Origin of the sequence: Vibrio sp. 10N.261.51.A4, assembly GCF_041471945.1 — a bacterium.
GTDB lineage: Bacteria > Pseudomonadota > Gammaproteobacteria > Enterobacterales > Vibrionaceae > Vibrio > Vibrio crassostreae_C.
Genome location: NZ_JBFRPJ010000065.1, coordinates 1 through 24572, shown reverse-complemented (window position 1 = coordinate 24572; position 24572 = coordinate 1). Strand labels below are relative to the sequence as shown.

Genomic DNA, 24572 nt, shown 5'->3' with positions numbered 1-24572 from the left:
GGTGTTCATGGCACGCTTACATTGTATCGTCATATGCGCTAAACCCTTCTTTGTTCGAACGCTATGATAAAAGTTAGATAATTCAGATTGGTATTCTTAAGCTTATGAATGCTCAAAATGAGAAACTCCCTGCGTGTTTGAGCTGAGAGTTTATAGAAAGAGTCATATTTGGGTAAAGTAGCTAAGAAGTTTACTTGCAAAACCTATAGATAAAAGACACTAATCGCACCCTTAGCCACAGTGATACTTTTGTCATATACAAACCAAAAAAGAACAAACTCATTAACAAAACATCCACCAATTGGTTACCAGTTAGCCGTACTAAGCTAATATTTAGTACAGCTATTAAGGCCGAATCAAGAGACACAACCAATACAATGCCGATAATAAGTTCAATTACAAAATTACTGCTCGATTCTGGTTCTCTCATCAATCTTTACTTTTCAAATAACGTTTAAGTGGCGGCCACACCATTACAATCGCGGTAACTAGAGTGATACTTCCAGATATAGCCCAAAAGGTTAGATTCATTTGTTCTTTTGTTAATGCCATAATTGTGGCTATAGAGCTGGCGGGGACGAGCAAAGCAGCCACAAGTGATACTAACAACAAAACCGTGTTGGATGATTCGTCTTTCTCTTGCTTCCATAACGCATGGTTATGCTCCAGCTCGACGAATGCTTTTTGTTCTATTAACTCTAAATCTGCTTGGCAGCACAGATATTGATACAATCTCTCTGCAAAAGGGTAAGTAGAGACATGAGACATTTTATACGATCGTCTAAATAGGGATATCCGTTCGTAAAGCCTCGCTCTTTGTTTGTTCGGGCTTAAAATCATCTCATCTTTAAAACGACCGAGCGTTGTTCGTTGGCAAATTACCGCGGCTAACAAATCAAGATAGTACTGGTTCGTTGCTAAGTTCCAGTTTAGTGATGATTCTCCTGGGGTTTGATCTACAAAAACAAGACGATTCAGATTAAATTGACAGCGCCAATCAGACCAGTAGTGAAATTGGTTCTCGATAAGCCTCTGTTTTTCGTTTTCAGAGAGCTTATACCTAGGGTTAGAAAAATTGATTCCTGCGCTAAGCTCACTCACACAAATAGTGTCAGATTGGTCAAAATCACTTACTTGCTTAATCCAAGAACAACTAACAAGCTCATGACCAAAAGCATCTTCTTCATAGTGGCTGTTATTGCTTAGAGGAAGGCTTAGTAAGTCACTAATGTGTTGCTTTAATCCTTTCTTTTGTTGTTCTGAATCCTCCCATAGACAAACATTATGCCTTTCCGTTCTCGGCTCCCATTGAAAAACAGTTCTATTGAGCTCAGCAATACTAGTTGCACTTAGGTTATCGCTAGATTCAAAATGCAAATAAAGCAGACTCACCTCGCCCATTTGGAGAAGCTGTAGCTTGGTAATACAGACCGAAAATTCGTGATTAAACGATTGTTGATTAGGTACCAAAGATAACAACGGGCTATCACTCAATTTAGCTTCAAACACGTAGCGACCTTGTTTCATTGGCCTTAACAAATCGGCACTAGATCGAGTATAGAAGCGTCTTATATCTTTGATCTCATGATCTTGTAAATCTTCGCTCCAATGTTTCCAATTTCCTGAGTTCACAAGTTCTAAAAATGATTTCTTTGAGATAAAGAGCGGTAAAAATCCCCACCCCTGCCATTTATACTCAGCCATTAAGCTTCAACCGCCTCTGTCTTGGGTAAATTATTACTGATCCTAGCTATAGAATAGCGCTCAGCAAGTACACGTACATGCACTATCTCTTCCACCGATAGTGTATTTTCAATGTAAGCACTTAGCTTTGAATAAGGTCTTTCGTCTCGAGGAATTCTCATATACGAATCACATAAATCAGTGTACTCCCTTAGGCTAGATGCATCCTTTTGTAACTCTTCCTCAAGCAGACAGTAACGAATGGTCAAGCCAGATATACTTGATAGCCTACCCCAAGCTTTCAAGCCTATAGGCTTGGCAGGTAAAGCTTGAGTCCCACACATAAGGATGGCTTTCTGCCCTGACTCTAACCCTTTTGACAACCAATCGAGATTTGCTCGCGTAATATTGACAACTGGGAGACCGAACTCATCAAGTGTGACTTCTCCATCTCCAAAAGAGACCTTTTGCCTTTGATGAAACTCGTTTAAGTTACCTATGATATTTTCGTCATTTAATGCTGTAACTGTCGCCAATATTCCCTCTAAATCATATTCAACGCAGGTTTCTCCAAATGCCACAATCGCTCTTTGAGGCTTATTTTTGCCGACCAAAAAGACCCGTGTTTGAAGATAACCAGATGAGTACCCAATAATCTCGTCAAAGGATAATGCTTCGTCGGTAATACCAAGTGCTCTTTTCGAACTGACCTTTGATAAGTCTAATCCTTTAAGGTTAACTAATTGAGACTCTTCTAAGATATGGTTCGAGCTAATCGTACGTGTAAAGTCGCTAGAGCGAAGCTTATCTACCTCGGTGTAAGGTAACTTATACGCATCTTTCGGCAGCAGTTGTTCTGAAACAGCACAATAGCGATAGGCTCGCTGCACGGTGCGAATTGGGACACCGTGTTCAAGCGTCTCTTCCCCCAACGCTGTTAATTTAAACCTTCCATCAATAAAAGTAACAAAGGAACGGCCTGCCATTTCACTCAAGTGCTTTGTGACAAGTTTTTCTGCTAAACCAGTCAAAGTTACGATAGATTGAACAGAACTGACACCTTGCTCTATCAACTTGAAGATCATTAAATCTATATCACTTAACTCCTCTCTACTTCGCTCTTTTACCAATATTTTCACATTTAGAATCGGTAACAGACTATCTCGAACATAAAAGAGCGTTTCATCAGATCCGATCTGAGAATTTAGTACTTCAGCGTAACTCTTCAAGACATTGAAGTAAGGATTACTATTTGTTTTCTTTTTAGCCATTTTTACTTACCAACATTGTTTTAGAGTGGCGGTTCTGCGGTGCTTTACGCTTGTTTTGAAATGATGGGTTTTGCGGTCGTTGAACCGTTTTTTCGTTAGGAAGAAAACGGCTCGCTTGGATTAGCGCCCCTTTCTCATAACACTGACTCTTCAGCAGCACCATCGCTCTCTTGAATTCCACATCATGAGCACTATCTCGGTCTGCACCTTTAGTCAATGTTTGAGAATCACCGATCATTACAAGCTGCTTCTTAGCTCGTGTTTGAGCAACATTAAGTCGGCGCCAATCCGCAAGGAATCCAACCTTACCTTGTCGATTCGAACGCGTGAATGTGAATATGATCAAATCTCGTTCTTGCCCCTGGAAACTATCTACAGAAGCAACCAGTTCATTTAGTGGCATCTTGAGTTCCAGTAGCTCACCACGCTTTTGTTCTCTGCGTATTGCGTTCTGGATGGCTTTCACGTGATTTGCGTAGGGAACAATAACCCCTATCTCTCGGTTCTCAGCAAGTTCTGGCATCTCCTGAATTGAAGACTTAAGAAGCTCAATAACTAGATTTGTCTCACAAACGTTATCTTGCACCACCGCTCTGCCCTCTTCTGATGTCGACTTTTCACCTTTATTTTCTAACCAAGTCGTGTCTATCCAAATCATCGGCTGTGGGCAATATGACAGTAGCGGTTTTTTCTTATCCATACCGACACCAGCAAAATAGTTGCCCTCATAAAAAGCTTCCGAGACAAAATCACTAATAATGGAAGGACAGCGGAATTGTGTATCCAGCATGATTTTTCGGTCGTCCGGAGCGGCATTCCATAGGTGCTCAAACCAACTCAGTCGATAAAGGTCTTTGTAGTCTCCGAAGTCTTTAGCTTCAACTTCTTCCAGTACTTCATCACTGACGACAGGCGGTAACTGCTTATGATCCCCTACTAATATCGCTTTATTGGCTCGGGACAAAGGGACAATCAAGTTGTGGAGTTGTATCTGACCAGACTCATCTACGATCACAACATCAAAGTCGAGTTCTCTAAATAGGGCTTTGGTATTGATACCAATACAAGTAGCACCAACCACGTTTACGTTTTCGATTAAGATTTTATACAGCGCCTGTTGACGCTCGGTTTTCAATTTATTGAACCACTGCGTGAGGTTGCTATGAATACCCGAAACTTTACGCAACAGTTCATCCAATTGAACCAGTTCTAATTTCGTTACTCTGTCCTCAGACTGCCCTGGCAGAACTACCTCATCAACTAGGGAAGTGACCTTTCTAAAGTAAGCATCAATCTGTTGATTACAGCTTTCAATAAGCTGTTGAGCTTCCTCTATAGACTTCTCTGTATTGGCAATAGAGGCCATAGTCGTTGTTCGTGATTCGCTAAGTTTTCCAGACTTTATATGAGAGCTTTCTATACGGCTATTGACTAGATTGGTCTTTTTAGTGTTTATCCATCGAGAAACAGACTTAAAAATCGGCCACTCTTTTTGCTCAATTTCTTTTAATTGAGCATTTAATCGACGAATAACATTGTCGTGAGAAAGAATATGCGATTCTATTTCAGCCAACTCTACGTGTAAGCTTTTCTGCCTATTAATATGATGGATGTGATCACTTTGAACTTTATCTGCATTATCCATTTTCGCGATAATTTCATTTCTACTCGCAAGCAGTTCATGAATATAAGTGAGTTGAGACTCTAGGTTTTTCAGTGTCTCATCGGCTGAACTAAACATACGCGCTTGCAATTCAGCGGCTTTATTATCGAGTGTAATGTCCTCCAAGCAAGAGCTGATTTTATTTTCGTTACCTATACGTAAACACTCAAAATCGTCTTCTTCAGCCAAACGTTCTAGTACATTGTCGACCGCTTTATTGTTTTGCGATGTCACAAGAACACGTTTACCCTGCGCCGCGAAGTACTTCACCCACTGAAGAATAACCGTGGTTTTACCTGTGCCCGGAGGCCCTAGAACCAAAGTGTAATCATTACTACCAGCACCACTATCAATCGCTTTGACTTGCGACTGTGTCGGTGGAAATTTACTTGGAGGTAATGGAACCTTAACTGGGGTAAGAGGCTCATGTTGATACACTTTAGCGGCTAAAGGTAACAACCATGGGTTTTTGGATGACTCAGACTCTAAAGAATCTACAACGGAGTTTCTTACCTTCTTTAACGTCGGTAGAGCCGCAATAGCCAAAAGCGCTTGATCTGGTATTTGTGAATTTAACGCTTGTTTCTCGATGCTAACGTGAATGATAGGTTCATTCTCTATAGGGGTGAGATCCGCCACCTCTAATAATATATCTGTTGGCTCTCGCATTTCGTCGAGCATTTCAAGCAGCGTTGGTTGTACTTCAAGTAAGCGGGAATAATCAAATTCATCTAACGTAATTTCATAGTGAAGACGGTAGGTTGTTCGCTCACTTCGAGCACTGATAGAGGTCGCATTGAAAGGCATACATTGCTGAGCCGCAATTCTTTCGAGTTCATACTCAGAGTCAATGAAACAGCGCAACACATCGACCATCTCTTGCTCTTCGTAGCAAAGCGCCTCCTCTTCTGCTTGTTCTGGTTCTAGCTCCTCGCCCTCCACATTCCATGGAGAATTGATTGCATCGAGTAACTCGGTTGCGTACAAGCCATACTTAAACCTAATATCACGAGCTTCCAATCCATTTCCAAATTCGCGGCCAGTCAGAAACTCAATACCATCGAATTCAAGCAAAGTCCCGTGCTCCAGCATACGCTGACGGTCTTGGTTATTGGCATAATAAATGCGACTTATCCAAAGCCTAGGTTTTTCTTCACTCTTGGCAACATTAATTGTGATTTTATATTTACCAATAAGTAAGGTAACGATGACGGTATCTTTCGGCTTAAATGAAGAAGCCCAAGCTTTATTAGTTGACTTTAGTTGGCTTATAACCGCCTCTTGCCCTTCACCATTGTCAGGCCAGTTTTTGTCCAAGTAATTGTTTTCTAAACGATACAATAGAGGAAGAACGGAATTATATTTAGCTGATTTATCTTCCGGCCAAAAAGGCACAGTTTGATTGTATGCAGACATTACGATTACCCCTTGCTATTGAGTTGCTTAGAAGCCTCTTGTAAGGCTTTGACGATAGTAAATACTTGTTTACTGCGTTTATTACAGTCGAACGTTAGCCCCTGCTGCAATGTATCATGGAGCTTTGATGGTATAGAGGTAGGTAAGTGAATGTTCATCTCATCCCAATCCGAATTATCAAAATTTGGCTGAAGTACCAATGGTTGGCCCGTCAATAAATAGTGAATAAGTTGGCAGAATGAAAAAATGTCCGACGACTGTGTGAGGCTCACGTGTCTCACAAATTCTTGCTCCGGGGAGCGATAATGTGCTGTCCCTTCCTCAAGGTAACGCTTTTGGTTGGATAAACCAAAATCAATAAAACTGACCCCGGCGACATTCTGACTTTTGTCGCTGTGAACAATGATATTTTCTGGTTTAAGGTCTCGATGAGTCACACGGTAGCGATGAAGTTCAACCAACTTCCAACCAATTTTCTCTGCCAAGCGCAGGCGTTGTGCAAACTCTCTACGATTATTTGGTGCCACCGTTACAAACTCATTCAGGGGCTTACCTTCAACCCAATCCATAAGTAGATAGTGTTTATTTCCTTCCTGCCAATATTGATGGCATTTAGCTGCAACACCAAAGGGCAAGCGGTTTAGAGCAACAATCTCATTTTTAATGGCTTTACTAGCTTTAAGATCCTCGACCTCAATCTCTTTTAACCCGTAATACAAACCAAGCTGAGGCAATTTGACGCGATAAAAAGCACGTTTCGTCGCTTCGCACTGATAGATTACCTTTTCCTTGGGGTATTGTTTGGCATAGCCACTTGTCGTCATTTCCATGTCTTTAAGACCTCTATCACTTGCTCAATTGTTGGACGGTATTTAGGTGTAACGTGAAGTATTCTCTGCCAAAACTCAGCATATTGTCCTGATAGCTCTAACTTTTGGCACAGCTGTTTCCAATATGCTGGGCGGCGTCCCTTACTGACTAATTCTTTTGTCGATTGCTCAAACGGCAGTTCCCCACTTAACGAATAAAACACGACTAATCCCAGACTAAAAATATCGGAAGAAAACGTTAAAGACTGACCAGGTTCATTTACTTCCGGCGCTTGGTACTTCTGCTCGAACGTTCTTCTAGCATTTAGGGGCAGTGTCGCAACCATTTCTTGCTGACATAACTCGAAATTTATCAACATTGGCTCGCTTCGTTCGGTGACACGAATATTTGATAAGTTAATGGCTCGATGAATAATCTCGGGGTCACCCACGCTCTGAATCTGTTGGATGGTTTCTGCTAATTCGATCAGTAGGTTGAGTTTTTCTTCTCTTGTAGGGTTCGCACTAAGCCATTGTTCAAGTGTTACAGCAGGAGCTTTTTCAACGAACACATAAAACTTGTCTTCAAGTAATTCCTTATCTTGATAGCGTTGAACCCCATCCACTCTGCTTAAGCGCTTAAGCACTAGAGCTTCTCGGCCCAAGCTCTTGAGCTCGGTTTGGCGATGTACAGCACTTAAGTGATCTAAATTAAAGCACTTCGCCCAAACCTGTTCGTTAAATAGAACGGCGTTGTAAACGGTAAAGTAATCTGTTGACTCCGACTCAACCGCTTCCAGCTCTACTTCATAATCTCCAACGTTGATGGCACCTTGATACTGTTCAACAGGAGATGCAGTCAGTTCCTGAACGAGCCGATTTATTTCCGATTCAAGCAAACGCCGTTTTGGTTTTTTACCAAATCGAGAGCGGCAGAACTTAACGAGTAGCGAAGATACCTGTTCGGCTTGCGCAACAATGACTTCCCCCATCTCCATAAAAGGAGCCGAAACTGTTTGACCATCATAAATACACTCAACATTGGCGTTACGATTCGTAAATAGTACTAAGCCAGTATTTTTTAATTCTGGCAGCAGCGCTTTTAACTCAGGTAGATCTCCAAACCTTCTTAAGGCTTCTCTGAGCTTAGTGACCGGATTCGAGAGGTAAGTGCGACCCATATCATTATCGACCAACAAGCTGTTTCGTTTGTTCGTGCACATATCAACTGCGATACTGCCGTGATGATCTTTCAATTCAAGCGGAATCACACCAAACGGATAAATAAGCAGTCCATCAAACAAACGGGATGAGTTTTCACTCAAGATCGGCGGGCAAGAGACAATTCTAAAACCTTCGAAAAGCGGTTGTGTGAAAAGTTGTGTTGCTAATTCAGCTAAGCCTCGGCGTTCATGTAAACGCTCTTCTTGTGCCCCAACAAACGGATTGTATGGCCAGTCATTTTCTACAAAAGAGTGCGAGTTCGACATCGGAAAGATAAGTGCAGACCAGTCTTGGTCAACAACCGCCGGAAGCAGTTTTTTTTGCAGTTGGCCACTGGTTAGAGCATCAGAGGTTAAATTAAGCTCACACATCATTTGGCTGCTTAAACCGTCACTGGTTAAAATGAACTTCGAAATCCCATCATTATCAAGGTTCATGTGATGAACGATAGGCGTGACCTCACTACCAACAACAGAAATAGGTTGTGATTCAAAGCCGCGAGATTCGGCTCTTTTAACCCCCTTCTCAACTCGATAAAGCCGAATATTTCCTACCCAAGACAATTCAAACTCTTCTGCCTTCTGAGTGATGATGCCAAATGTAGATTGAACCCCATTGTTGAAAAAGAGTTGATGCAGATCTTCTATCACTTGTTCCGCGACAAACAGCTCATTAGTTTGATTCACGGTTAACCAACTACTTAGCAGGTCTATCCCCCTAGCAACGTCGCAACCCGATACCAGGTCTGCGATAAGTGCCTGACGCCCTGATTGATGGATCCAAGTAAAATCGCCAATATTGTCTTTACCGGATACATCCTTAAACTGTAATTCCATAATATTTATCTAAGCCATTGTTTTATTATTCACCCAAACGCGTGCACATTTCTGGATGCTTGTTTTGATACTCGTCGATACACGCTTTGGTTTCTCTGTATTCTTCTAAACCGCACAAACTGATGCTTAATCGATCCGACTGCAGGCCTTTTTCAGGTGCCGTTGAAAAGCCTTGTCCCGCTTTTATTGCCGCTTTGTCGCTCAATAGATATCTATCGTGTATAAACCCATGTGGCACACGGATATAATTCACCAAAGGCAAATCAACCATTGAAGCTTGATACTCACGTTCAAAAACACCTGATAAATTACTGCAATCCATTGTGGTCACTATACTCACGCTGCGGACACCTGCAGCTATTGCCCTACGCAAAATAGCTTTGAGTAATGCATTACCTGGGAGTTTAAAATAGGGATCCGCAATGATTAGATCTTTGCCCACATTTAGTAGTGGAACCGTCACCTCTAAGAGATTGTGCTCGGTTTTATCGATCCAAAGTGTTGGAGGAATCGACCAACTCGTGTCTCCATCAATGATCTGCTCATAATTGATATGTTCTGCGCCCGCTTGCTCTGACACAACGGCGTTGAATGCTCTTAGTGAGTGTTGTGATGTCATCCAATTGAGCCAATTCTCATACCCACTCTGCAGTGTTGAATCTGCTCGATCTTTTGGTAACACAATGAAAGGATTCGCTTTATCTCGCTGCAACTTATTAAGAAAATTAGTCACTGACTTTTTCTTAGTTGGCGCAATATCAGAAGCCTTAACACTTTGATAGGCCTCCCTAACCCACTCTTTAGTTGGGGCTACCAGATATCGACCATTTTCAAAACCAAAGGCACTTTTAAGCAACGCATAATAGTGATATTCCGACATACAGTGAGGGTCGAGTGCAATCTCCTTGTACATTAGAAAAGCTCCTCATCTCTTTCATCAAAGAAACCACTCGGCCAACCTGTTTCTAAATCACCATCATCGGTAAGCAGTGTTTTATGTGCCACAACTCCTGCATCAGAAGACTCTAGGTAGACAATAGAGAGATCCGCTTTGCTAACTGGCGTAAAGCCACTTGGCAACGCTTGATCTGTCGTTTCTCTGATACGGCGAAGTAAGCGCAGAATTAAATGCTCACTGTGAGTTTCAATGAGGTAATGGTTTTTACTGTCTGTTTGGGTTAGCAAATCACCCAATGAAACTTGTGCTTTGGGATGTAAATGTAATTCAGGTTGCTCGCAACAAATCAGGCCACGCTTGTTAGACTCTGCCGCAACCACCAAGGGGAAAACTTGTGAAATGCCGGCACCAACGTCACTTGCTGAAACCTCAATATCATTTGAAAGGTCCCACAAGGTAACCACGTCGTGTTGATACTCTCGTGAAGAAAAATACTTATGGTTGACACCTTCGCTCGACGCTTCATCCAGTTGTCTACGTGTGAAATCACTAAACTTATCGCCATCATTGATATAGTCGATTCGCCCTTGCTCAGACTTTTCAACCAAGGCATAACCAAGATCAAGCCAATCACGGCCTGCCATCCAGCGGTTAACTCGATGAACCACCTCCATATCGGCATTGAAAATGGTGTCCCAACTCGCCTTACCCGAGTACCAATCCTTTTGAATCACCTTATCTTCAGCATCGAAAGTAGAATCAGGAATTTGTCTTAGTGGTCCAATAGCAACGCTGTCTGAAAGAACATCGTTTAGGTTGGCGAGCGATGCGACAATCACATCACTAAAAATCTCCTCGATTCTGCGAGTAATCAAGTCATGTTCGGACTCTAAGCTCGTTTCTAACCTTTTATCTAGCCTTGGTAGTGCACCTGATCGAGATTGAAAGTGAAATGGAGCGTGAACAAACCTTCGTTGACTATTCGGTAACAATACATCTATCGGGGTAGAGGTTGCTGCTTCTAAAACATGGTGATGAAATTCACCGCAGGAGCCATCTTCCCGATAAGCCATTTCTGTGTCATCTTCGTCATCCGTTTTAAATAAAGGATGAAGATAGTTAACTCGGCTCACTTCAGCGTTGTCGTTCGGCTTGGTGTTCTTCACTTCAAGAATGAACTCGTTGTCTAACCATACAGATTGGCGGTAGACAAACGCTGTTTTTTCAGCGTGAGACCACTTGATTTCAAACTCAATCGCGATCTCGTCGGCCCATTCACTAGGGCTACTCATATGGAGTAAAGGTTCAGATACGGACTCACCTAACTGAGCCGCTTTTTGATGTAAACCCTCAATAAACCAAGTGCTATCATCGAAGCTGTGTCCTGCTTGATTTTTTGGTTTCTGGTACTCAACCTTGATTACCATGGTTTTAGAGAGATCTTTACCGTTAATAAGATTCTTAAAGCCGCCAACGTATTTATTACCGAGCGCTTCAATTCGCTGAGGGTCACATTGCCCCTTATTAATTACATGCTGTAAGTAGAACAGAGCCATAAGGACACTGCTCTTACCGACACTATTTGGGCCGAACAATAAAGTGACTGGTGCAAACTCGATAGTTTGTGTTTGCTGGAATGAGCGGAAATTGGTTAGAGATAGCTTGGTGATATTCATTTTCAGCGGTAATCATTAACTTTAAGTGGTTATGCTGATACAAATCAGCGAGTTAACTCATACTATTATCATCAAATTGCATATATTTATAGAGTTGACATCACATATACAAATTAAAAATTGAGTCAATACTATTAGTGAAGGATGGACTGCAAATCTCAACATTGATAACAACACAAAATGGTTGGGTTGCTATTGTTTAGACATAAGGATGATTTGAACATCTAGTTTTCTAACATGCCGAGTGATGAGGCTCTATATGAAATATATCTTAGCTATTCTTTTTCCTGCCATCGGCCTCATGATTGGCTCGCTGGCGATACCTTTCGGGATCTTCATCGGAGTGTTTAGCTACTTTTTCGTCTCTCACATGACTGAGACCAGCGATTTTTCCCCTATGGCTTCAACTTCAGATACAGCTTCAGGCAGTGAACATTCAGACACCACGCCCGATAACAACCAAGATGATCTGTTTGAATCCGACACTATTGAAAGCACTCTGTTTTCAGAAGACACCACAACGTTCGATGACAATGCAATTAACCCTGCAAACGGGTTACCTATGGTAGGTGGCATAGGAGGTGTGGATGTGGAAGGCAATCCATTCGGCATAGATTCATCAGATAGCTTTGATAGTACTAGCCTCTTTGACGACTCGATCAGTTCACTGAGTGACGATAGCATGAACAACAGTTTGTTCGACGACAGTACAAACAGTTGTTTCGATGACACTAGCCTATTTGACGATGACAGTTTTTGCTGTGGGAGTTCAAGTTTTGATGACCCGTTTTCGTAACTGAGCCTGATAGTCATTCAAGGGATTTAGCTGGATAAACAATGAAGGATGGCCATTGTTGTTGATAGCAATGCTGAAAATTCTCAGCATTGCTAATGTGAGGGTTTATTTAGGGCTTAGTTTAAAGTTCGCCGGAGAAGGCTTTTTGGGATAATGCGTTAAATAGCTCACTATCTGACTTAGGTTGTAACTTAATCTTATGTCTAAGGTCTTGCATTCGAGTTGCCAATACTGCAAATTTTCGTAAACTATCTTCATCAGGTACAGGAACATCCAAATCATATATATCATTGTTACTTATATTTGCCTGTCTAACCCCACGGTTATTCTTTGTAATTTCAGACTTAACTTTTGGGTTCGCAAAATAGTACTTTAAATAACTTTTCATTACTGGGCTTAGAATGGAGATCTTCGCCACTCGCTGATTAAGATAATATTTACTGTACGCATTTGTAACTTCTGTAATATTTGCATAGTCATCTTTACCAACAGTGCCCGTTAGACTCATTAGTAAATCACCTGCATAAAGTTCATATTGCTTTAATTTCTCCGGGTTATCCGGTTCAATGAAAGCAATACCCTTTGTTGTAAATCCAAGTTTATTTGCGTTACCAATCTTCACAACAGGAGTGCCCGTCTCGCCAAAATCTCCGCTTTTAAATGCATAGCCCCCTTGAATATCAATCAGCTTCTTCATAGGAGAAACCTTCCACCCTTTTGGATTAGTAACCGGATCACCAAACATATCCAAAAAGACGCTGCGTAGGAACTCATCTGCTAGGTCGATGGCTTGCTTGCGCTTTTGGCGGATGGTATCAGCTTTATCTAAGATGGCTGCTATGCGTTTTTGTTCGGCTAGTGGTGGGAGTGGGATTTCAATCTCTTCAATTCGAAACAGTGCTAACTTAGGCTGACTAGTAGCTTTCTTTTTACTTTGTATCTGAACTTGACCAGCTGTAGATAAATACCAGTTCAGGTACTCTTTACACAATTGCTTGTGGTCATGAATAACAAGCTTGGCAGCATTTTCGGTAAGATTTGCTCCTGATAATTCCTTAGGTATAACCCCAACTAAACCAATAGTGCCAGCTATAGAAATATACAAATCGTCATGAGAAATTATGTATCGAGAGATCTTCTCATGAATGTCATCCGAAATATAAACTAAATTATCCATATCAACCGAGTTGTTCTTAAAATCCGTAACTCTAATATATGGATGAGTGGTTATTTCGTCGGAATAGCTTTCACCTTTAGGCAAGCGTTTACCGCCTTTTACGGAAACTAAATCTCCAAGTCTGATTAAAGGCCAACTCATAACATCCCCTCCAACTCATTCAAATCAGTCAGAATCTCATTTTCAAGCGCTTTTAGCTTGCCAAGAATCACCTTAGGGTCTTCGTATACCTCTTCTTCGTAAACGACTTCTTTGTAACGGTTGATAGAAAGGTCGTACTTTTGCGCTTTAATGTCTTCTGCTGAAACCATGAAGGCTTTCTGCGTTTTATCACCAAACTCTGCAGCTAGTGCGACAGTATCGTTCGTTTGGTATAGCTCACTGTAACGTTTCCATTTTTCCAATGCTTTTGGAATATCATTGTCTTTGATTGGGTTACGCTTATCATCCAGTGAGTAGCCGTCTGCCTGCATGTCGTAGAACATGACATTGTCGGTGCTGCCGCCTTTAGTGAAGATAAGAATACCGGTAGATACCCCAGCGTATGGCTTAAATACACCACTAGGCAGAGAAATCATTGCCTCTAATTGGTTGTTTTCAATCAGCTCTTGACGTAAGTCTTTGTGTGCCTTTGAACTGCCAAACAAGACGCCATCAGGCACGATGGTTGCGCTGCGGCCGCCTAGCTTAAGCATGCGCAGGATTAACGCCACAAATAGCAGCTCGGTTTTCTTGGTTTTCACCATTGAAAGCACTTGCGGATTTACCGACTGCTCATCTAGGCTACCCTTAAACGGTGGGTTAGCTAGAATTTTGTCGAAGAAATTCTCTTCTTGCGCTTTGCCTGCAAAGTTCTTATTCAAGCTGTCTTGGTAGGTGATATTGGCAGAGCTTACCCCGTGTAGCAGCATGTTCATTGCTGAAACGCGTAGCATTGTGGTGTCGAAGTCAAAACCCCAGAACATTTTATTATTAATGTGATCTTGGTATTCGTGCAACATGTCACCGGTGTAAACGTTATTGCCGTCTTCATCCTGGTAAATGCTTTCTGGGCTGGTGTGAGTGCGCGTTAGGTATTCCATTGCGCGAGAAAGGAAGCCCGCGGTTCCACACGCAGGGTCACAAATCACATCTGTTGGTTGCACATCCAGCATTTCAACCATCATGTCGATGATATGACGAGGTGTACGGAATTGTCCGTTAATGCCAGCAGAAGAGAGCTTACTCAGTAGATATTCGTAGATATCACCTTTAACATCACTCTGCTCGAGCGGAAGCTTATCAACCATTTCAACAGCAGATAGCAGTACCGATTCACTGCGGATCTCCACATCAGCATCCGCCATAAACTGCGCAATGTCTGAACCGTTTAGCTCGATATCAGAAAAGTGAGGAAAAACGTTGTTACGCAGGTGAGGAAGCAGTTCTGCACCCGACATGTTTTTGAAGTTTTGCCAACGTAGCAACTGACCTTCAGGCGTTTCCGGAAACTGGCGATTAAACGGTTTACCTGTACGTTTAGCCTTTTTCTCTGCCGTGGTTTCTTGCATATCTAACATGCGAGAGAACATTAGGTAACTGATCTGTTCAATTACCACTAGCGGGTTGGTTACCCCACCTGTCCAAAACTTTTCCCACAGACCATCGATATCGTTACGTAATTGACCAGTTAGCATAATGCGCTCTTCTTTTAGTGGCTGTTAACTTTGCAAACGACAAAGTTAAGAGGTGTAGATTATGAGATTTTATAATGAATAAGGGAGTTCGTAACCTTACAAACTCCCTTTTCGGTGTTTTGAATGACCGTTTGGTTAATGTGGCATCAAAAATGGCTGCATTAACGCTTCAAGCTCGTCCGCTTTTGAATCGGTGAAGATATCTAAGCCTTCGCCATCGGTTAGGCGCTCAAACGGCCCCTCGTATAAATCTGCGACTTTGATACGCCCGTTCTGACAAATAAAGCGTTTCAATTGATTCAAAAACTGCACTTGCTTGTAGCTAAGTTGGTTATTTTGAATGAAATCGGTAAAGCGTTGATTGACGAGATCGGCGTCTAAACCCACTAGCTGAACCAACGTTTGGCTCAGCTCTTCTGAAGTTCTTCCATAAAAAGCGTTCAAAGCATTCGCATCAACACCGGGGTGCTGCGTTAAAATTGTTGAAGTCAGTGATTTTAGTTCATCTTCTGTCACTGCTTGGTTGTTATGAATCTTCTGCAATACTGGATTATCAGCTAGCATTTTATCGAGAATGTCTTTCAATCGCTTACGGTAAACCATGGCTTCTGTTTCATCACCGATAACCACCACACGGTCAGTTTCACGAACCTCGCCATCTTGCGCTGTGGTTGTCTGAATATTCTCATAGGGAGACAGTTCTTTCTTTTTGAACTTCATGATCCCACGCAGTTTAGTGCGTGTGTTTTCAAGCTGCTCTAGCGTAATGTCTTGCCAGTATTTCTGGGTTTGCACTCTTGCGATTTCATCGCCTTGTTTGCGCACTTCTGTAATGGTCACTGCTAGGTTTTGTAAACGAGAGATGTAATCCGCTTTTAGGTTTTCGATCTCACTACTACCTGATAACTGAGCACTTTGAATTTGTGAGGTTAAGCGATCCAGCATTGAGGCATCTTTGTCTTTTAGTGTGCGATTTCCCATCAGAGGCGCGATTGTAGTTTCCAGTAAATGCCTAGTGGAACCATTCATTTGGAGTAACTGATCAGTTTCTTGGAGCTGTTTTACGTTTCTCAGCTCTCGGCGAACGGCAATTGCGCCTTCGGGTAGGTCACAAATATCCGCTTTCATCTGCGCGCAAGCGAGCTCAAAGGCTTTAACGTCGGCACGCTTTTGAGCTTCATCGGCAAGTTGTAAGCGTGCTTCAAAGACGGTTTGCAGCAGTGAACGGCTAACGCCAGTGTCTGCTTCTACATACTCTTCTTCAAAATATTCAAAGTTGCCATAGTGGTCGAAAATCAAGAACTCTTCTTTGTCTTTATCGGGGCCAAACAGATCTGGACAAAGTCTTGTACCACGCCCAATCATCTGCCAGAACTTCACCCAAGATTTCACAGGGCGTGCAAACACAAGGTTGACCACTTCTGGAACATCGATACCGGTGTCCATCATGTCTACTGAAATAGCGATACGGAAATCGTTATCTGGCTTTTTAAACTCGTCAATTCGAGCTTCTGGTCGATCAACGGCATTGTGGATCACCTTACACACTTTACTGCCGTATTGTGGATACAGATCTTCACAGAAGAGTTTCTCAAGTTGTTCAGCATGCGCTTGGTTTTGCGCAAAGATGATGGTTTTCCCCACTAGCGACTTAGTGGCATCTTTAATGCCATTTTCCATCAAGTTCTCTAGGATGGCACTGTCGGTTTCGACACTGAAAATCTTCTTGCCAATGTCTTTGCCTTTAATGGTGGTATTTTGCGCCTCTTCTTCTCCGAGATCTTCTTCAAGCTGCGCTTGTTGTTCTGGAGTGAGTTTGCTGTAGTGGATACCATCACGTAAGAATTCGGTAGTGAACTCTTTTACTCTGAATGGATTTAGGAAACGTGGCTCATGCGAGATCGCTTCTGCTAGGTCGAAGTTAAAGGTTGGGTCGCCATTTTCACATCCAAACAAGTCATAAGTGTTACGCGCAATGAACTTGACTGGTGTTGCAGTTAAACCTACCTGCATTGCATCAAAGTAGTCGAAAATGTCACGATAGCGGTTATAGATACTACGGTGTGATTCATCGGCAATGATCAAATCAAAGAAGCCTACATCCAATTGTGAGAATCGGTTCATCATACCTGGGTAAGTCGAGACGAATACACGAGCTGACTGGTCGACTTGGTTTTTCTCCCCGATGACACAACGCGGTTCACTTGGTAAAAAGTCTTTAAACGCTCCATCGGCTTGACGGCGCAACTCTTTACGGTCACACAAGAATAGTACGCGCTTAACCCAGCGAGAACGAAGTAGCAACTCAACTAATGCAATGGATACACGAGTTTTACCCGTTCCTGTTGCTTGAACAATCAGTGCCTTACGGCGCTGATTTTGGAATTGGTTGGTCACCGATTTGATCGCCTCAATCTGATAAGGTCGACCTGCGATGTCTGCGCTAGGGTTGAGTTGTTCTAAATTTGGATCTTTATGTAAATGCTGGTATTGCAAAAACTTCAGGCTATCTTTGGAATAGAAGCCAAACACCTGACGATAGGTGTTGTATTGCTTGGTATCCCAAATACAAATCTCATAGCCATTGGTATAAAACACAATCGGCTCTGGACAGTTATGTTGCTTTGCTAGACCTTCAGCATAATAGCGAGCTTGCTCCCTGCCTTTTTGCATATGTTCACGCGAACGTTTCGCTTCGACAACGGCAAGTGGCGTACCGTCGTCGTCCCAAAGAACATAATCAACATACCCTACTCCGGAGTTTGTCGGTTGGTGTTCGACTTCAACTTCAATGCCTACTTTTTCTGGATCGTTAATATCCCAACCAGCCTGAGCCAGTAATGTATCAATTAACAACTGACGAGTTTTATTTTCATCCCATTGAAGGCTGTTCGCCGTTTGTTGACTACGCGATTTCGCCTGTGCTTTTGCTTGCTTGAGTTGTTCAGCCGTTAGCTCGACCTGAGTTTCTGCTGCTTGTCGCTTCTGGCGCTCGCGCTCTAATTCATCAAACAGCGCTTGTTGCTTCTGTTCGTTCTCTTCAATAACTTTATCAAGTTGCTTTTGCGTTAAAGAGTTTGAGGTAGGTGCCTCTGGGTATACAAGCTCTTTGAGCTCGGATACTTGAAAGCCGTAATAGTTAATCGCAAGGTATTGAGATAAAGAGTGAGCTGTACCCAGTGCCGCATAAGCTTTACGCGTAGAACCGTCACCACCATGTGCAGTGTCATTCCCTTCTACTCGCAAGAAATGAAGCTGATCTCGAAGGCGTGATTCAGTGACATCAATAAAAGCATCGTTCTTTAGCAGTTCCATAAAGCTTGCCTGCGGAAGCCTTGCTAAACCATCAATGGCATAAATCTCTTTGGTGACTTCTTCGGCAAAGCCACGCAATCGCGTAATCGCACTGCCAGGGTCTAAATGTAGGATCTGCTCAGCGAGGTATCCTAAATTTGCCAGTTTTTCGTTATGTTCACGAATGAGTTCGAAGTTTAAAGAAGTCGCCATAAGCCATTGATACTCCAAATTTGAATTGCATACCTTATATCAAATAATTGCTCTTATTACGATGACCGTGTATGCAATTGAGTTATATATTTCCTCTGAAACAATGCATAACATTTTATGCAGCAAAAGTCGGAAATAGTGCCAGTTATTTGTAAGTCTTTACACGAGTGGGGATCACCACGACATCAAGGTTATGCTCTTAAATAGAGCAAAGCCTGATTGTTTGTACATGATAGATACCTTTCATTGACGAGAGGTATTCTAATTGAAGCGCGTAAATGATAGCGACTTATAAGCTTACATCTCATACCAATATAGCCATTCAACGAAGCTATTAAATGTCATCTCTTTGTGTCTAATAGAACCATCATCTAGCACTTTAATATTTTCTTCAATGCAGCCATTGCACTTCACAATGATAGTCTTGCCTCTTAGGGTCGCTTCATAGTTTTTCTTACCTGTAACGAGACATTCGTCATTGTTAAAATGTGCGATAATTCGTTGAACTATTTCATTTTCCATCATTTTACTCCCTTAATTCAGAATTGAGCGTAAGCCGTCAACACTCAGAGGATTTGTTCCTCGATGTAAAATTGAATGGCAGTTTGAACAGACTGGGATTAAGTCTTTAACTGGATCTACCTTGTAGCTTTTAGCGATGGTATTAAGGGGCTTGATATGATGAACTTCAATGAACCCCGCCCCATGAGGTCCGTACTTTTTCGCAAAGTCGAAACTGCAAATCTGGCATCTTGTACCGTAATATTCGATACATGCTTTTCTTGCCTTTGGATCCCTTTCATATTTATTAACAGTGACTTGTTTAACAGCTCCTTCAACATACTCCTGTGGCTCTTGTGTATTGATTTCACCACTGATCGAAGAATCATCAGCTTGTTTAAGACCCCAATAAATTTTATCAACCTGATTCTGTGCGCTGACATCTGTTAACTTACCTAAACCTTCCGGTGTAATTTCTCGCACAATGATGTAGTAGCCTGAATCTGGGTTCCCCCCATTAGGGTTAAGACCAATCATTTCTACTGGTGTACCAGCGTACGTTTCAAATTTGTGCCCAATAGAAAAATTGTACTCAAACAGATCACCATCATTGTCTCTAACCACGTTGAGCGTTCGATTATTAACTTCGGTAAATGTGTAGGTTGGTTTCTGGCCATGTTTACTGGCTTTTCTTGTATATTTAGTCATTTAGAACTCATCGGTTTGGAGTAACTGTAAAAATATCGAATAATTATCAGAACAAACTATCAAAATCACCTTCACTTTGTTGTGATAATAGCTCTGACCATTTTTCTACCAATTTGTACGCTGTTTTTGTGCAGTAATCTGCGCCATCTTCTCGCTCAACACCAATAACATGCTGCTCAGTTAACAGTAAATAAGCCGCGAGTTGCTGAAGATTGCCTGTTTGTGCCAACCGATTAACATCAGGCTCGTATTGCGAATACTCATCCGCCAAATCTTCATCCACCTCATCAGGGGCATAAACCCCAATTGGGTCCCATTCGGTTAGCAGCACTTCACTCACTGTTTGAGAAAAGCCATTGTCAGCTTTTGCTGCCGGTAGCGTGGCTAACATCGCGTTTAGCAGTTGAGTAATACCGTTGCTAACCACCTCAACACAGTTCAGTTCATTCGCATACGCAAAGCCATGCGATCCGATTAACTCGTTGGGTGACTGGTCCCAACCGGGCAGATAAGCGTGATAGCCCACCAATGGGTTCTCTTCCTTCGCGGCGTTATAATCAACGCACACGACACTCTCGCTCACAGGTTGCGGAAACGGTGTCAGGGGGAGTGTGTAGTGGCCGACGATGACAGGAAACAAAGGTGGCGTGTTGTAAGCCATTGCACCACACTCAACGGGCGTATCGGGGATGGATGTTTTTTGAGCAGCTGGAACCACCGCCAATTCTCGATAGCTATCTACTGCGTACTCGTCTTTCCACCAAGCAACACGAATGTCGTTACGCTCAATGCCATTCTTATCTGCAAAGCTAATGCCTTGTGGCAAATGTGCTTCTGGCCCTTTAAGCAGAGTTTCAATTAGACCAAACAGTTCGTGATTACGATTAAAAGCCTCTTCCCAATGTTCTGATTTTAGTGAACGGTCTGGATTAAGGTACTGCTCTAAGCGTGCGATGCTCTCTTCGTGCCAGCAGGCATGAATAGCACGAATATCGCCACAATTAAGATACAAAGGCAGGGTCATAAACCACTCGACCCAATGTTGATGTAATGGCGAGTCTTCACCAACCTGCGCGAGAAAATGCGCGTGTTGTTTTTGATTGCCTGCTTTACTGCGATCGCGAAGGTGCTTTCCGTCAGCGCCCTTTAGGTACCAACCCACCGCATTAAACTCGTGGTTGCCTAGTAAGCAAAGCGCTTGTTTATTGTCGACTAAGTTTTTAACCGTATTCAGCGTCGCGATATGATCGGTTGCTGAATTTGGGCTGTTATCAACTAAATCCCCAATGAAGACAATGGTGGTATTAGAGTCATCACTCTGTTCTGGTAGCCCTTGGCTGTCGAGCAAAGTGGTTAATTTATCTTGCTGAGCATGAAGATCGCCAATAAAAAACACGCTTTCCAAATGATGCTGTTGCTTAAACTGTAACCCTTGCTCTAGCTGCAGACAGCGCTGCTCAAGCATTGGCCGCATCACCTCTTGCCAATAACGTATATCAAGTAGCCCACCCGACATACCACCTTGATTAAGAGACTCGATATAGATGTCATTGCTGTCGTTTGCTCGCCATCCGACTAGTCCTGCTTCACTCGATGCAAGCCTTGCTTGCTCAAGTAGTGCCACAACGTAATCATCCACCCATTTAAGTAAGCCTACGGTGGTGTAGCGGTCGCTATTGGCGATTAACTCGACGGGTAAGATGGACCATAATGCGCTGTTACCACGCAGGCCGTATTGGTTTAATTCACTGAACAGAGTGGTAATATATTTGCTTTCAATTAAGGCCAAAGAGTGCTCCTACTGCTGACGCTGTTTATTGATGATTATCGAATGGTGAGTGGGTTATTGAATCGCCCGCTGGCTATTGGGCGATTTTATCCTCGCAATATTGCCAACTCGTGACTCCTCGCTATGTAGCGTTTATATCGGTACTGCTGCATAAGATTCATGAAGGTTCCTTGTCACGATTTATTGGACTGCTACGATATACGATATTACGTTTTGATTATGTGACCCGTTTACCTAAAATAAAATGTGTGGGATATTGGTAAGCTTACAAAAAACAATCAATTTATCTTGGCTTTTCTTGCTGATTCAAGCCAATCAAATATAACTTTACGGGTACTTTCGGTTGCTAGTTTATTTCGAGCGCCAGCAATTTGATCGATTTCAAAGGGAAATGATTTGCCGGGAAGAATACTAACCCCAATGGTCATTCGCTCAGGTTGAAAAAGTCTAAATACAGCATACCGACCTTGAGCAATACGGTTATGATAAACAGCGATACAATGGCGCATCTCAGCGCCTTCCTTGCATAGGTCATCATAATCTTGGATCTGCTCTATCTTGTCTGTCTTACAAAGGCAGCGCATATAGGGTATATTGGCGTCAATGGGCCTCATAGACTGTGTTCGAGCTAAGTTATGTCTTTGCACCCAATCATCATGCAACGCAACCAAAGCCTCATTGTTTTCAAGGCGAACAATGTTTTGCATTGGCTCTTGTACTCCCAACGCTTGACCAAGTCGCAATGAATCTTCGATGCATAACGTTAGTTTTAGTCGCGTTGTGTAGCCGGTGTTCTCCAATGATTGACCTAGACGTGTACCTGTCAGAAATGGATGTGTATTGTCTAATGATAAGCTAGAGAAGTTGATTTTTTTGTAATGACTGAACCTCTTATAATGGCAAGTTCTGGCATCAAGGAGCTTCATCACGTGGAAGATTTCCCCCGCACGTTCATACGTCAAATCTAACTTATCGATAAATCTTAACGCAGACTTGGTGCCTGCAAGTCCAAGTTGCTCTAGGATCTTTCTTTGTCCCTGATTTGCTAGTCCTAGAGCCTGTTCATTATCAACAGGGTAATGCTCACAGAGCATCGCTAGAATAATCGGTCGAACATTTAGTATCTCTCTAGCGTTGACACTATTAGCTGCAAGCCAGAGCATTTGGTACTGGTGATCTGGAAAAATTTCACTCTGAGCTAACAACGGTTTAGGAATGGCAGATAACCACCCATCTCTGGTCGCCTCATTACAGATAAAATCTAGGCCAATACCAATACCTCCCTCAATCATATCTTGTCTACCATCTGGATAGTTGCGATAAGCCGTTAAGCGATCGCTCCAATGACAAATAACGATATCAAAGTTATATCCTATTGAACTAGTAGGTATAGTTGCTAAAGAAGTTTTCATATTATTCAAACACCAAACTGTTAAACGATAGCGGGTTAATTTTTTTCACCTTAAGCGGCCTCTAAACGAGAAATAATGGCTTCTAAAGGCAAGTCTTTATCACGGATTAACTCAACGACAGCTTCGATATCTTGTTCGCGGTTCAAAGCTAACGCATGATTTAAATCATCAATGAGTGTCAGCGCCTGCGCTTTGGTCAGATTTCGTAGCAAACTCACTCGATTATCCGCTGACATTGTCATCAACTCTAAGGCGGAATCTTTGGTTTGTTTAGCTGAATGAGCAATGTTCTGCTTTTTTGCTTCTTTAGAAGTGGTTAGGCTTTCTTCTTTCTCCCTCTCTCTCGACGGAGAATCTATGCTCACGACAGTCGTAGCTCGAAACTCTCGAACATCAGACTCGTTCATCACGGTTTCTGCAGGTAAAGGTTCAAGACTCTTCTGGTTACACTTGTTTTTATTAACGAGAAGTTCAGCGTAATAAGCCATTGTTGGCAGCATGAAATTTAAATGCTTTAGAATTGCTTGCTCAAGCTCTTTCATTTCATTTCGCTTTATGTAAACACCGTCTTTACGAGCCTGTAGTGCGAATGAGATAGAATGTTTTACCGCATCTAAGCGATTCGAGTTGATATCCTCTAACTCATGAGTCTCTAAAACACGAGTTTCTTCTTGAGACTTCAAAATAGGCAAGCGTGTGCGCAGCGATTTGATGCACCCCTGTATTAGCTTATCGTTAGATACCACTATCGGATTTGGTAATTGAGGAGTCGGTTTGCAATCATCCTCTTCAACTTTACTCGCTCTAATTTCACGCTTTACTTCAGCCATGAAATTATTAATGGATTTAAAATCAGATGGCGTCGACCCAGTAAAAATAGGCTTAGGCACACCATCAATAAGTACTTTTAAGTGATTTGTTTGGGTTCTTTCATAAGTGAAAGGCGTATCGGTACCAAGTTGGTCATTTAAGAACTTGATTACACGCTTTTGGTATTTGCTGTAGCTAGATAGTTTGCACATGATAGGCCTCTCAATTTAAGTCATTTCGTTGAGAAGCATAATATTAGAAAGGGACATACGAATAAGCTTCATAAGCTTGTGAAAATCGTTTTGGCTAAGAAGAACTCGTTACTTACGGATTTTATTCCGTGAGGCTAACTTATGATCGGCACAATTTAAACTGGACATTCTATTAAGCGAAAACAATCAAACCTAAAAAAATCGGCGTTCAATATTCCTATTATGATAAATGTAAGCGTGTCACGAACCCCGCATTCTAATTAACCAGCACGAAGAATAAGATCATCTCTCCAACCCAAAGGAGAGTTGAAATGGTAAAACGACGTACCAACCTAGAATGGCAAACACTGTTTGAACAATATGAAAGCAGCAGTGTTACCCAACGCGCTTTTTGTGAAGAGCATGGACTGAGTTTATCCACGTTCTTTGCCAAACGGCGTCAACTCCAAACAGCAAGCCAATCGGAATCTGTCGGATTTGTTAAAGCCGAAATCGTTGAAAAGACAAC

At 42.3% G+C, this 24572-nt stretch carries 17 protein-coding genes; 2 read left to right on the top strand and 15 right to left on the bottom strand.

Features of this window, described 5'->3' with window-relative positions; genetic code table 11:
- Positions 1–429: 429 nt before the first annotated feature.
- From AB4384_RS14525 to AB4384_RS14495, 7 genes are read right to left on the bottom strand one after another with little or no spacing between them, the layout of a single operon-like run.
- Positions 430–1704, bottom strand: coding sequence for a hypothetical protein (locus AB4384_RS14525; protein ID WP_017071517.1), 1275 nt, complete (start codon positions 1702–1704; stop codon positions 430–432).
- Positions 1704–2954, bottom strand: a complete 1251-nt coding sequence (locus AB4384_RS14520; RefSeq protein WP_372129717.1) for a hypothetical protein — start codon at positions 2952–2954, stop codon at positions 1704–1706. Before AB4384_RS14520 ends, AB4384_RS14525 begins: the two co-directional genes overlap by 1 nt.
- Entirely contained in the window at positions 2947–6033 is a 3087-nt protein-coding gene (locus AB4384_RS14515) for a DEAD/DEAH box helicase (RefSeq protein ID WP_372129716.1), read from the bottom strand. The genes AB4384_RS14520 and AB4384_RS14515 overlap by 8 nt, the downstream gene beginning before the upstream one ends.
- Before the next feature lie 5 nt (positions 6034–6038).
- Positions 6039–6863: a serine/threonine protein kinase gene (locus tag AB4384_RS14510; protein ID WP_372084034.1), complete on the bottom strand. Its 825-nt coding sequence runs from the start codon at positions 6861–6863 to the stop codon at positions 6039–6041.
- Complete coding sequence (locus tag AB4384_RS14505) at positions 6854–8902, bottom strand: protein kinase family protein (protein ID WP_372084037.1); 2049 nt, start codon at positions 8900–8902, stop codon at positions 6854–6856. The genes AB4384_RS14510 and AB4384_RS14505 overlap by 10 nt, the downstream gene beginning before the upstream one ends.
- 25 nt (positions 8903–8927) lie before the next feature.
- A complete protein-coding gene (locus tag AB4384_RS14500; RefSeq protein WP_372084039.1) occupies positions 8928–9815 on the bottom strand; it encodes a hypothetical protein in 888 nt (295 codons plus the stop codon).
- A complete protein-coding gene (locus AB4384_RS14495; RefSeq protein WP_372084041.1) occupies positions 9815–11476 on the bottom strand; it encodes a DUF3696 domain-containing protein in 1662 nt (553 codons plus the stop codon). Before AB4384_RS14495 ends, AB4384_RS14500 begins: the two co-directional genes overlap by 1 nt.
- A gap of 259 nt (positions 11477–11735) precedes the next feature.
- On the opposite strand from AB4384_RS14495, the gene AB4384_RS14490 reads away from it, so the two are divergent.
- Entirely contained in the window at positions 11736–12272 is a 537-nt protein-coding gene (locus tag AB4384_RS14490) for a hypothetical protein (protein WP_372084043.1), read from the top strand.
- A 121-nt stretch (positions 12273–12393) separates the two neighbouring features.
- Here the strand turns inward: AB4384_RS14490 and AB4384_RS14485 are convergent, their stop codons facing one another.
- From AB4384_RS14485 to AB4384_RS14450, 8 genes are all read right to left on the bottom strand, one after another.
- Positions 12394–13590 (bottom strand): restriction endonuclease subunit S, encoded by a 1197-nt coding sequence (locus AB4384_RS14485; RefSeq protein WP_372084044.1) that lies wholly within the window; start codon positions 13588–13590, stop codon positions 12394–12396.
- Positions 13587–15125 carry an N-6 DNA methylase gene (locus AB4384_RS14480; RefSeq protein WP_372084045.1) on the bottom strand — a complete coding sequence of 513 codons (1539 nt, stop codon included), beginning with the start codon at positions 15123–15125 and terminating at the stop codon, positions 13587–13589. The genes AB4384_RS14485 and AB4384_RS14480 overlap by 4 nt, the downstream gene beginning before the upstream one ends.
- 135 nt (positions 15126–15260) lie before the next feature.
- Entirely contained in the window at positions 15261–18632 is a 3372-nt protein-coding gene (locus AB4384_RS14475) for a DEAD/DEAH box helicase family protein (protein ID WP_372084047.1), read from the bottom strand.
- Positions 18633–18929: 297 nt separating this feature from the next.
- Entirely contained in the window at positions 18930–19157 is a 228-nt protein-coding gene (locus tag AB4384_RS14470) for a hypothetical protein (RefSeq protein ID WP_372084050.1), read from the bottom strand.
- 9 nt (positions 19158–19166) lie between these two features.
- Positions 19167–19841, bottom strand: a complete 675-nt coding sequence (locus AB4384_RS14465; protein ID WP_372084053.1) for an HNH endonuclease — start codon at positions 19839–19841, stop codon at positions 19167–19169.
- A gap of 46 nt (positions 19842–19887) precedes the next feature.
- Complete coding sequence (locus AB4384_RS14460) at positions 19888–21630, bottom strand: metallophosphoesterase (protein WP_372129715.1); 1743 nt, start codon at positions 21628–21630, stop codon at positions 19888–19890.
- Positions 21631–21908: 278 nt separating this feature from the next.
- A complete protein-coding gene (locus AB4384_RS14455) occupies positions 21909–23042 on the bottom strand; it encodes a PcfJ domain-containing protein (RefSeq protein WP_102320114.1) in 1134 nt (377 codons plus the stop codon).
- A 50-nt stretch (positions 23043–23092) separates the two neighbouring features.
- Positions 23093–24064: a hypothetical protein gene (locus AB4384_RS14450; RefSeq protein ID WP_372084059.1), complete on the bottom strand. Its 972-nt coding sequence runs from the start codon at positions 24062–24064 to the stop codon at positions 23093–23095.
- Between the two features lie 311 nt (positions 24065–24375).
- Here AB4384_RS14450 and tnpA point away from each other — a divergent pair.
- Positions 24376–24572, top strand: a 197-nt coding sequence (tnpA, locus tag AB4384_RS14445; protein ID WP_408063703.1) for an IS66 family insertion sequence element accessory protein TnpA, incomplete at its 3' end; no start/stop codon positions are given.

Excerpts from the sequence above, each read along its gene's own strand:
- AB4384_RS14515 (WP_372129716.1), bottom strand. The coding sequence starts at position 6,033 with ATGTCTGCATACAATCAAACTGTGCCTTTTTGGCCGGAAGATAAATCA.
- AB4384_RS14450 (WP_372084059.1), bottom strand. The coding sequence starts at position 24,064 with ATGTGCAAACTATCTAGCTACAGCAAATACCAAAAGCGTGTAATCAAG.
- AB4384_RS14465 (WP_372084053.1), bottom strand. The coding sequence starts at position 19,841 with ATGACTAAATATACAAGAAAAGCCAGTAAACATGGCCAGAAACCAACC.
- AB4384_RS14480 (WP_372084045.1), bottom strand. The coding sequence starts at position 15,125 with ATGCTAACTGGTCAATTACGTAACGATATCGATGGTCTGTGGGAAAAG.
- AB4384_RS14510 (WP_372084034.1), bottom strand. The coding sequence starts at position 6,863 with ATGGAAATGACGACAAGTGGCTATGCCAAACAATACCCCAAGGAAAAG.
- AB4384_RS14475 (WP_372084047.1), bottom strand. The coding sequence starts at position 18,632 with ATGGCGACTTCTTTAAACTTCGAACTCATTCGTGAACATAACGAAAAA.
- AB4384_RS14500 (WP_372084039.1), bottom strand. The coding sequence starts at position 9,815 with ATGTACAAGGAGATTGCACTCGACCCTCACTGTATGTCGGAATATCAC.
- AB4384_RS14485 (WP_372084044.1), bottom strand. The coding sequence starts at position 13,590 with ATGAGTTGGCCTTTAATCAGACTTGGAGATTTAGTTTCCGTAAAAGGC.
- AB4384_RS14505 (WP_372084037.1), bottom strand. The coding sequence starts at position 8,902 with ATGGAATTACAGTTTAAGGATGTATCCGGTAAAGACAATATTGGCGAT.
- AB4384_RS14520 (WP_372129717.1), bottom strand. The coding sequence starts at position 2,954 with ATGGCTAAAAAGAAAACAAATAGTAATCCTTACTTCAATGTCTTGAAG.
- AB4384_RS14455 (WP_102320114.1), bottom strand. The coding sequence starts at position 23,042 with ATGAAAACTTCTTTAGCAACTATACCTACTAGTTCAATAGGATATAAC.
- AB4384_RS14490 (WP_372084043.1), top strand. The coding sequence starts at position 11,736 with ATGAAATATATCTTAGCTATTCTTTTTCCTGCCATCGGCCTCATGATT.
- AB4384_RS14525 (WP_017071517.1), bottom strand. The coding sequence starts at position 1,704 with ATGGCTGAGTATAAATGGCAGGGGTGGGGATTTTTACCGCTCTTTATC.
- AB4384_RS14495 (WP_372084041.1), bottom strand. The coding sequence starts at position 11,476 with ATGAATATCACCAAGCTATCTCTAACCAATTTCCGCTCATTCCAGCAA.
- AB4384_RS14470 (WP_372084050.1), bottom strand. The coding sequence starts at position 19,157 with ATGATGGAAAATGAAATAGTTCAACGAATTATCGCACATTTTAACAAT.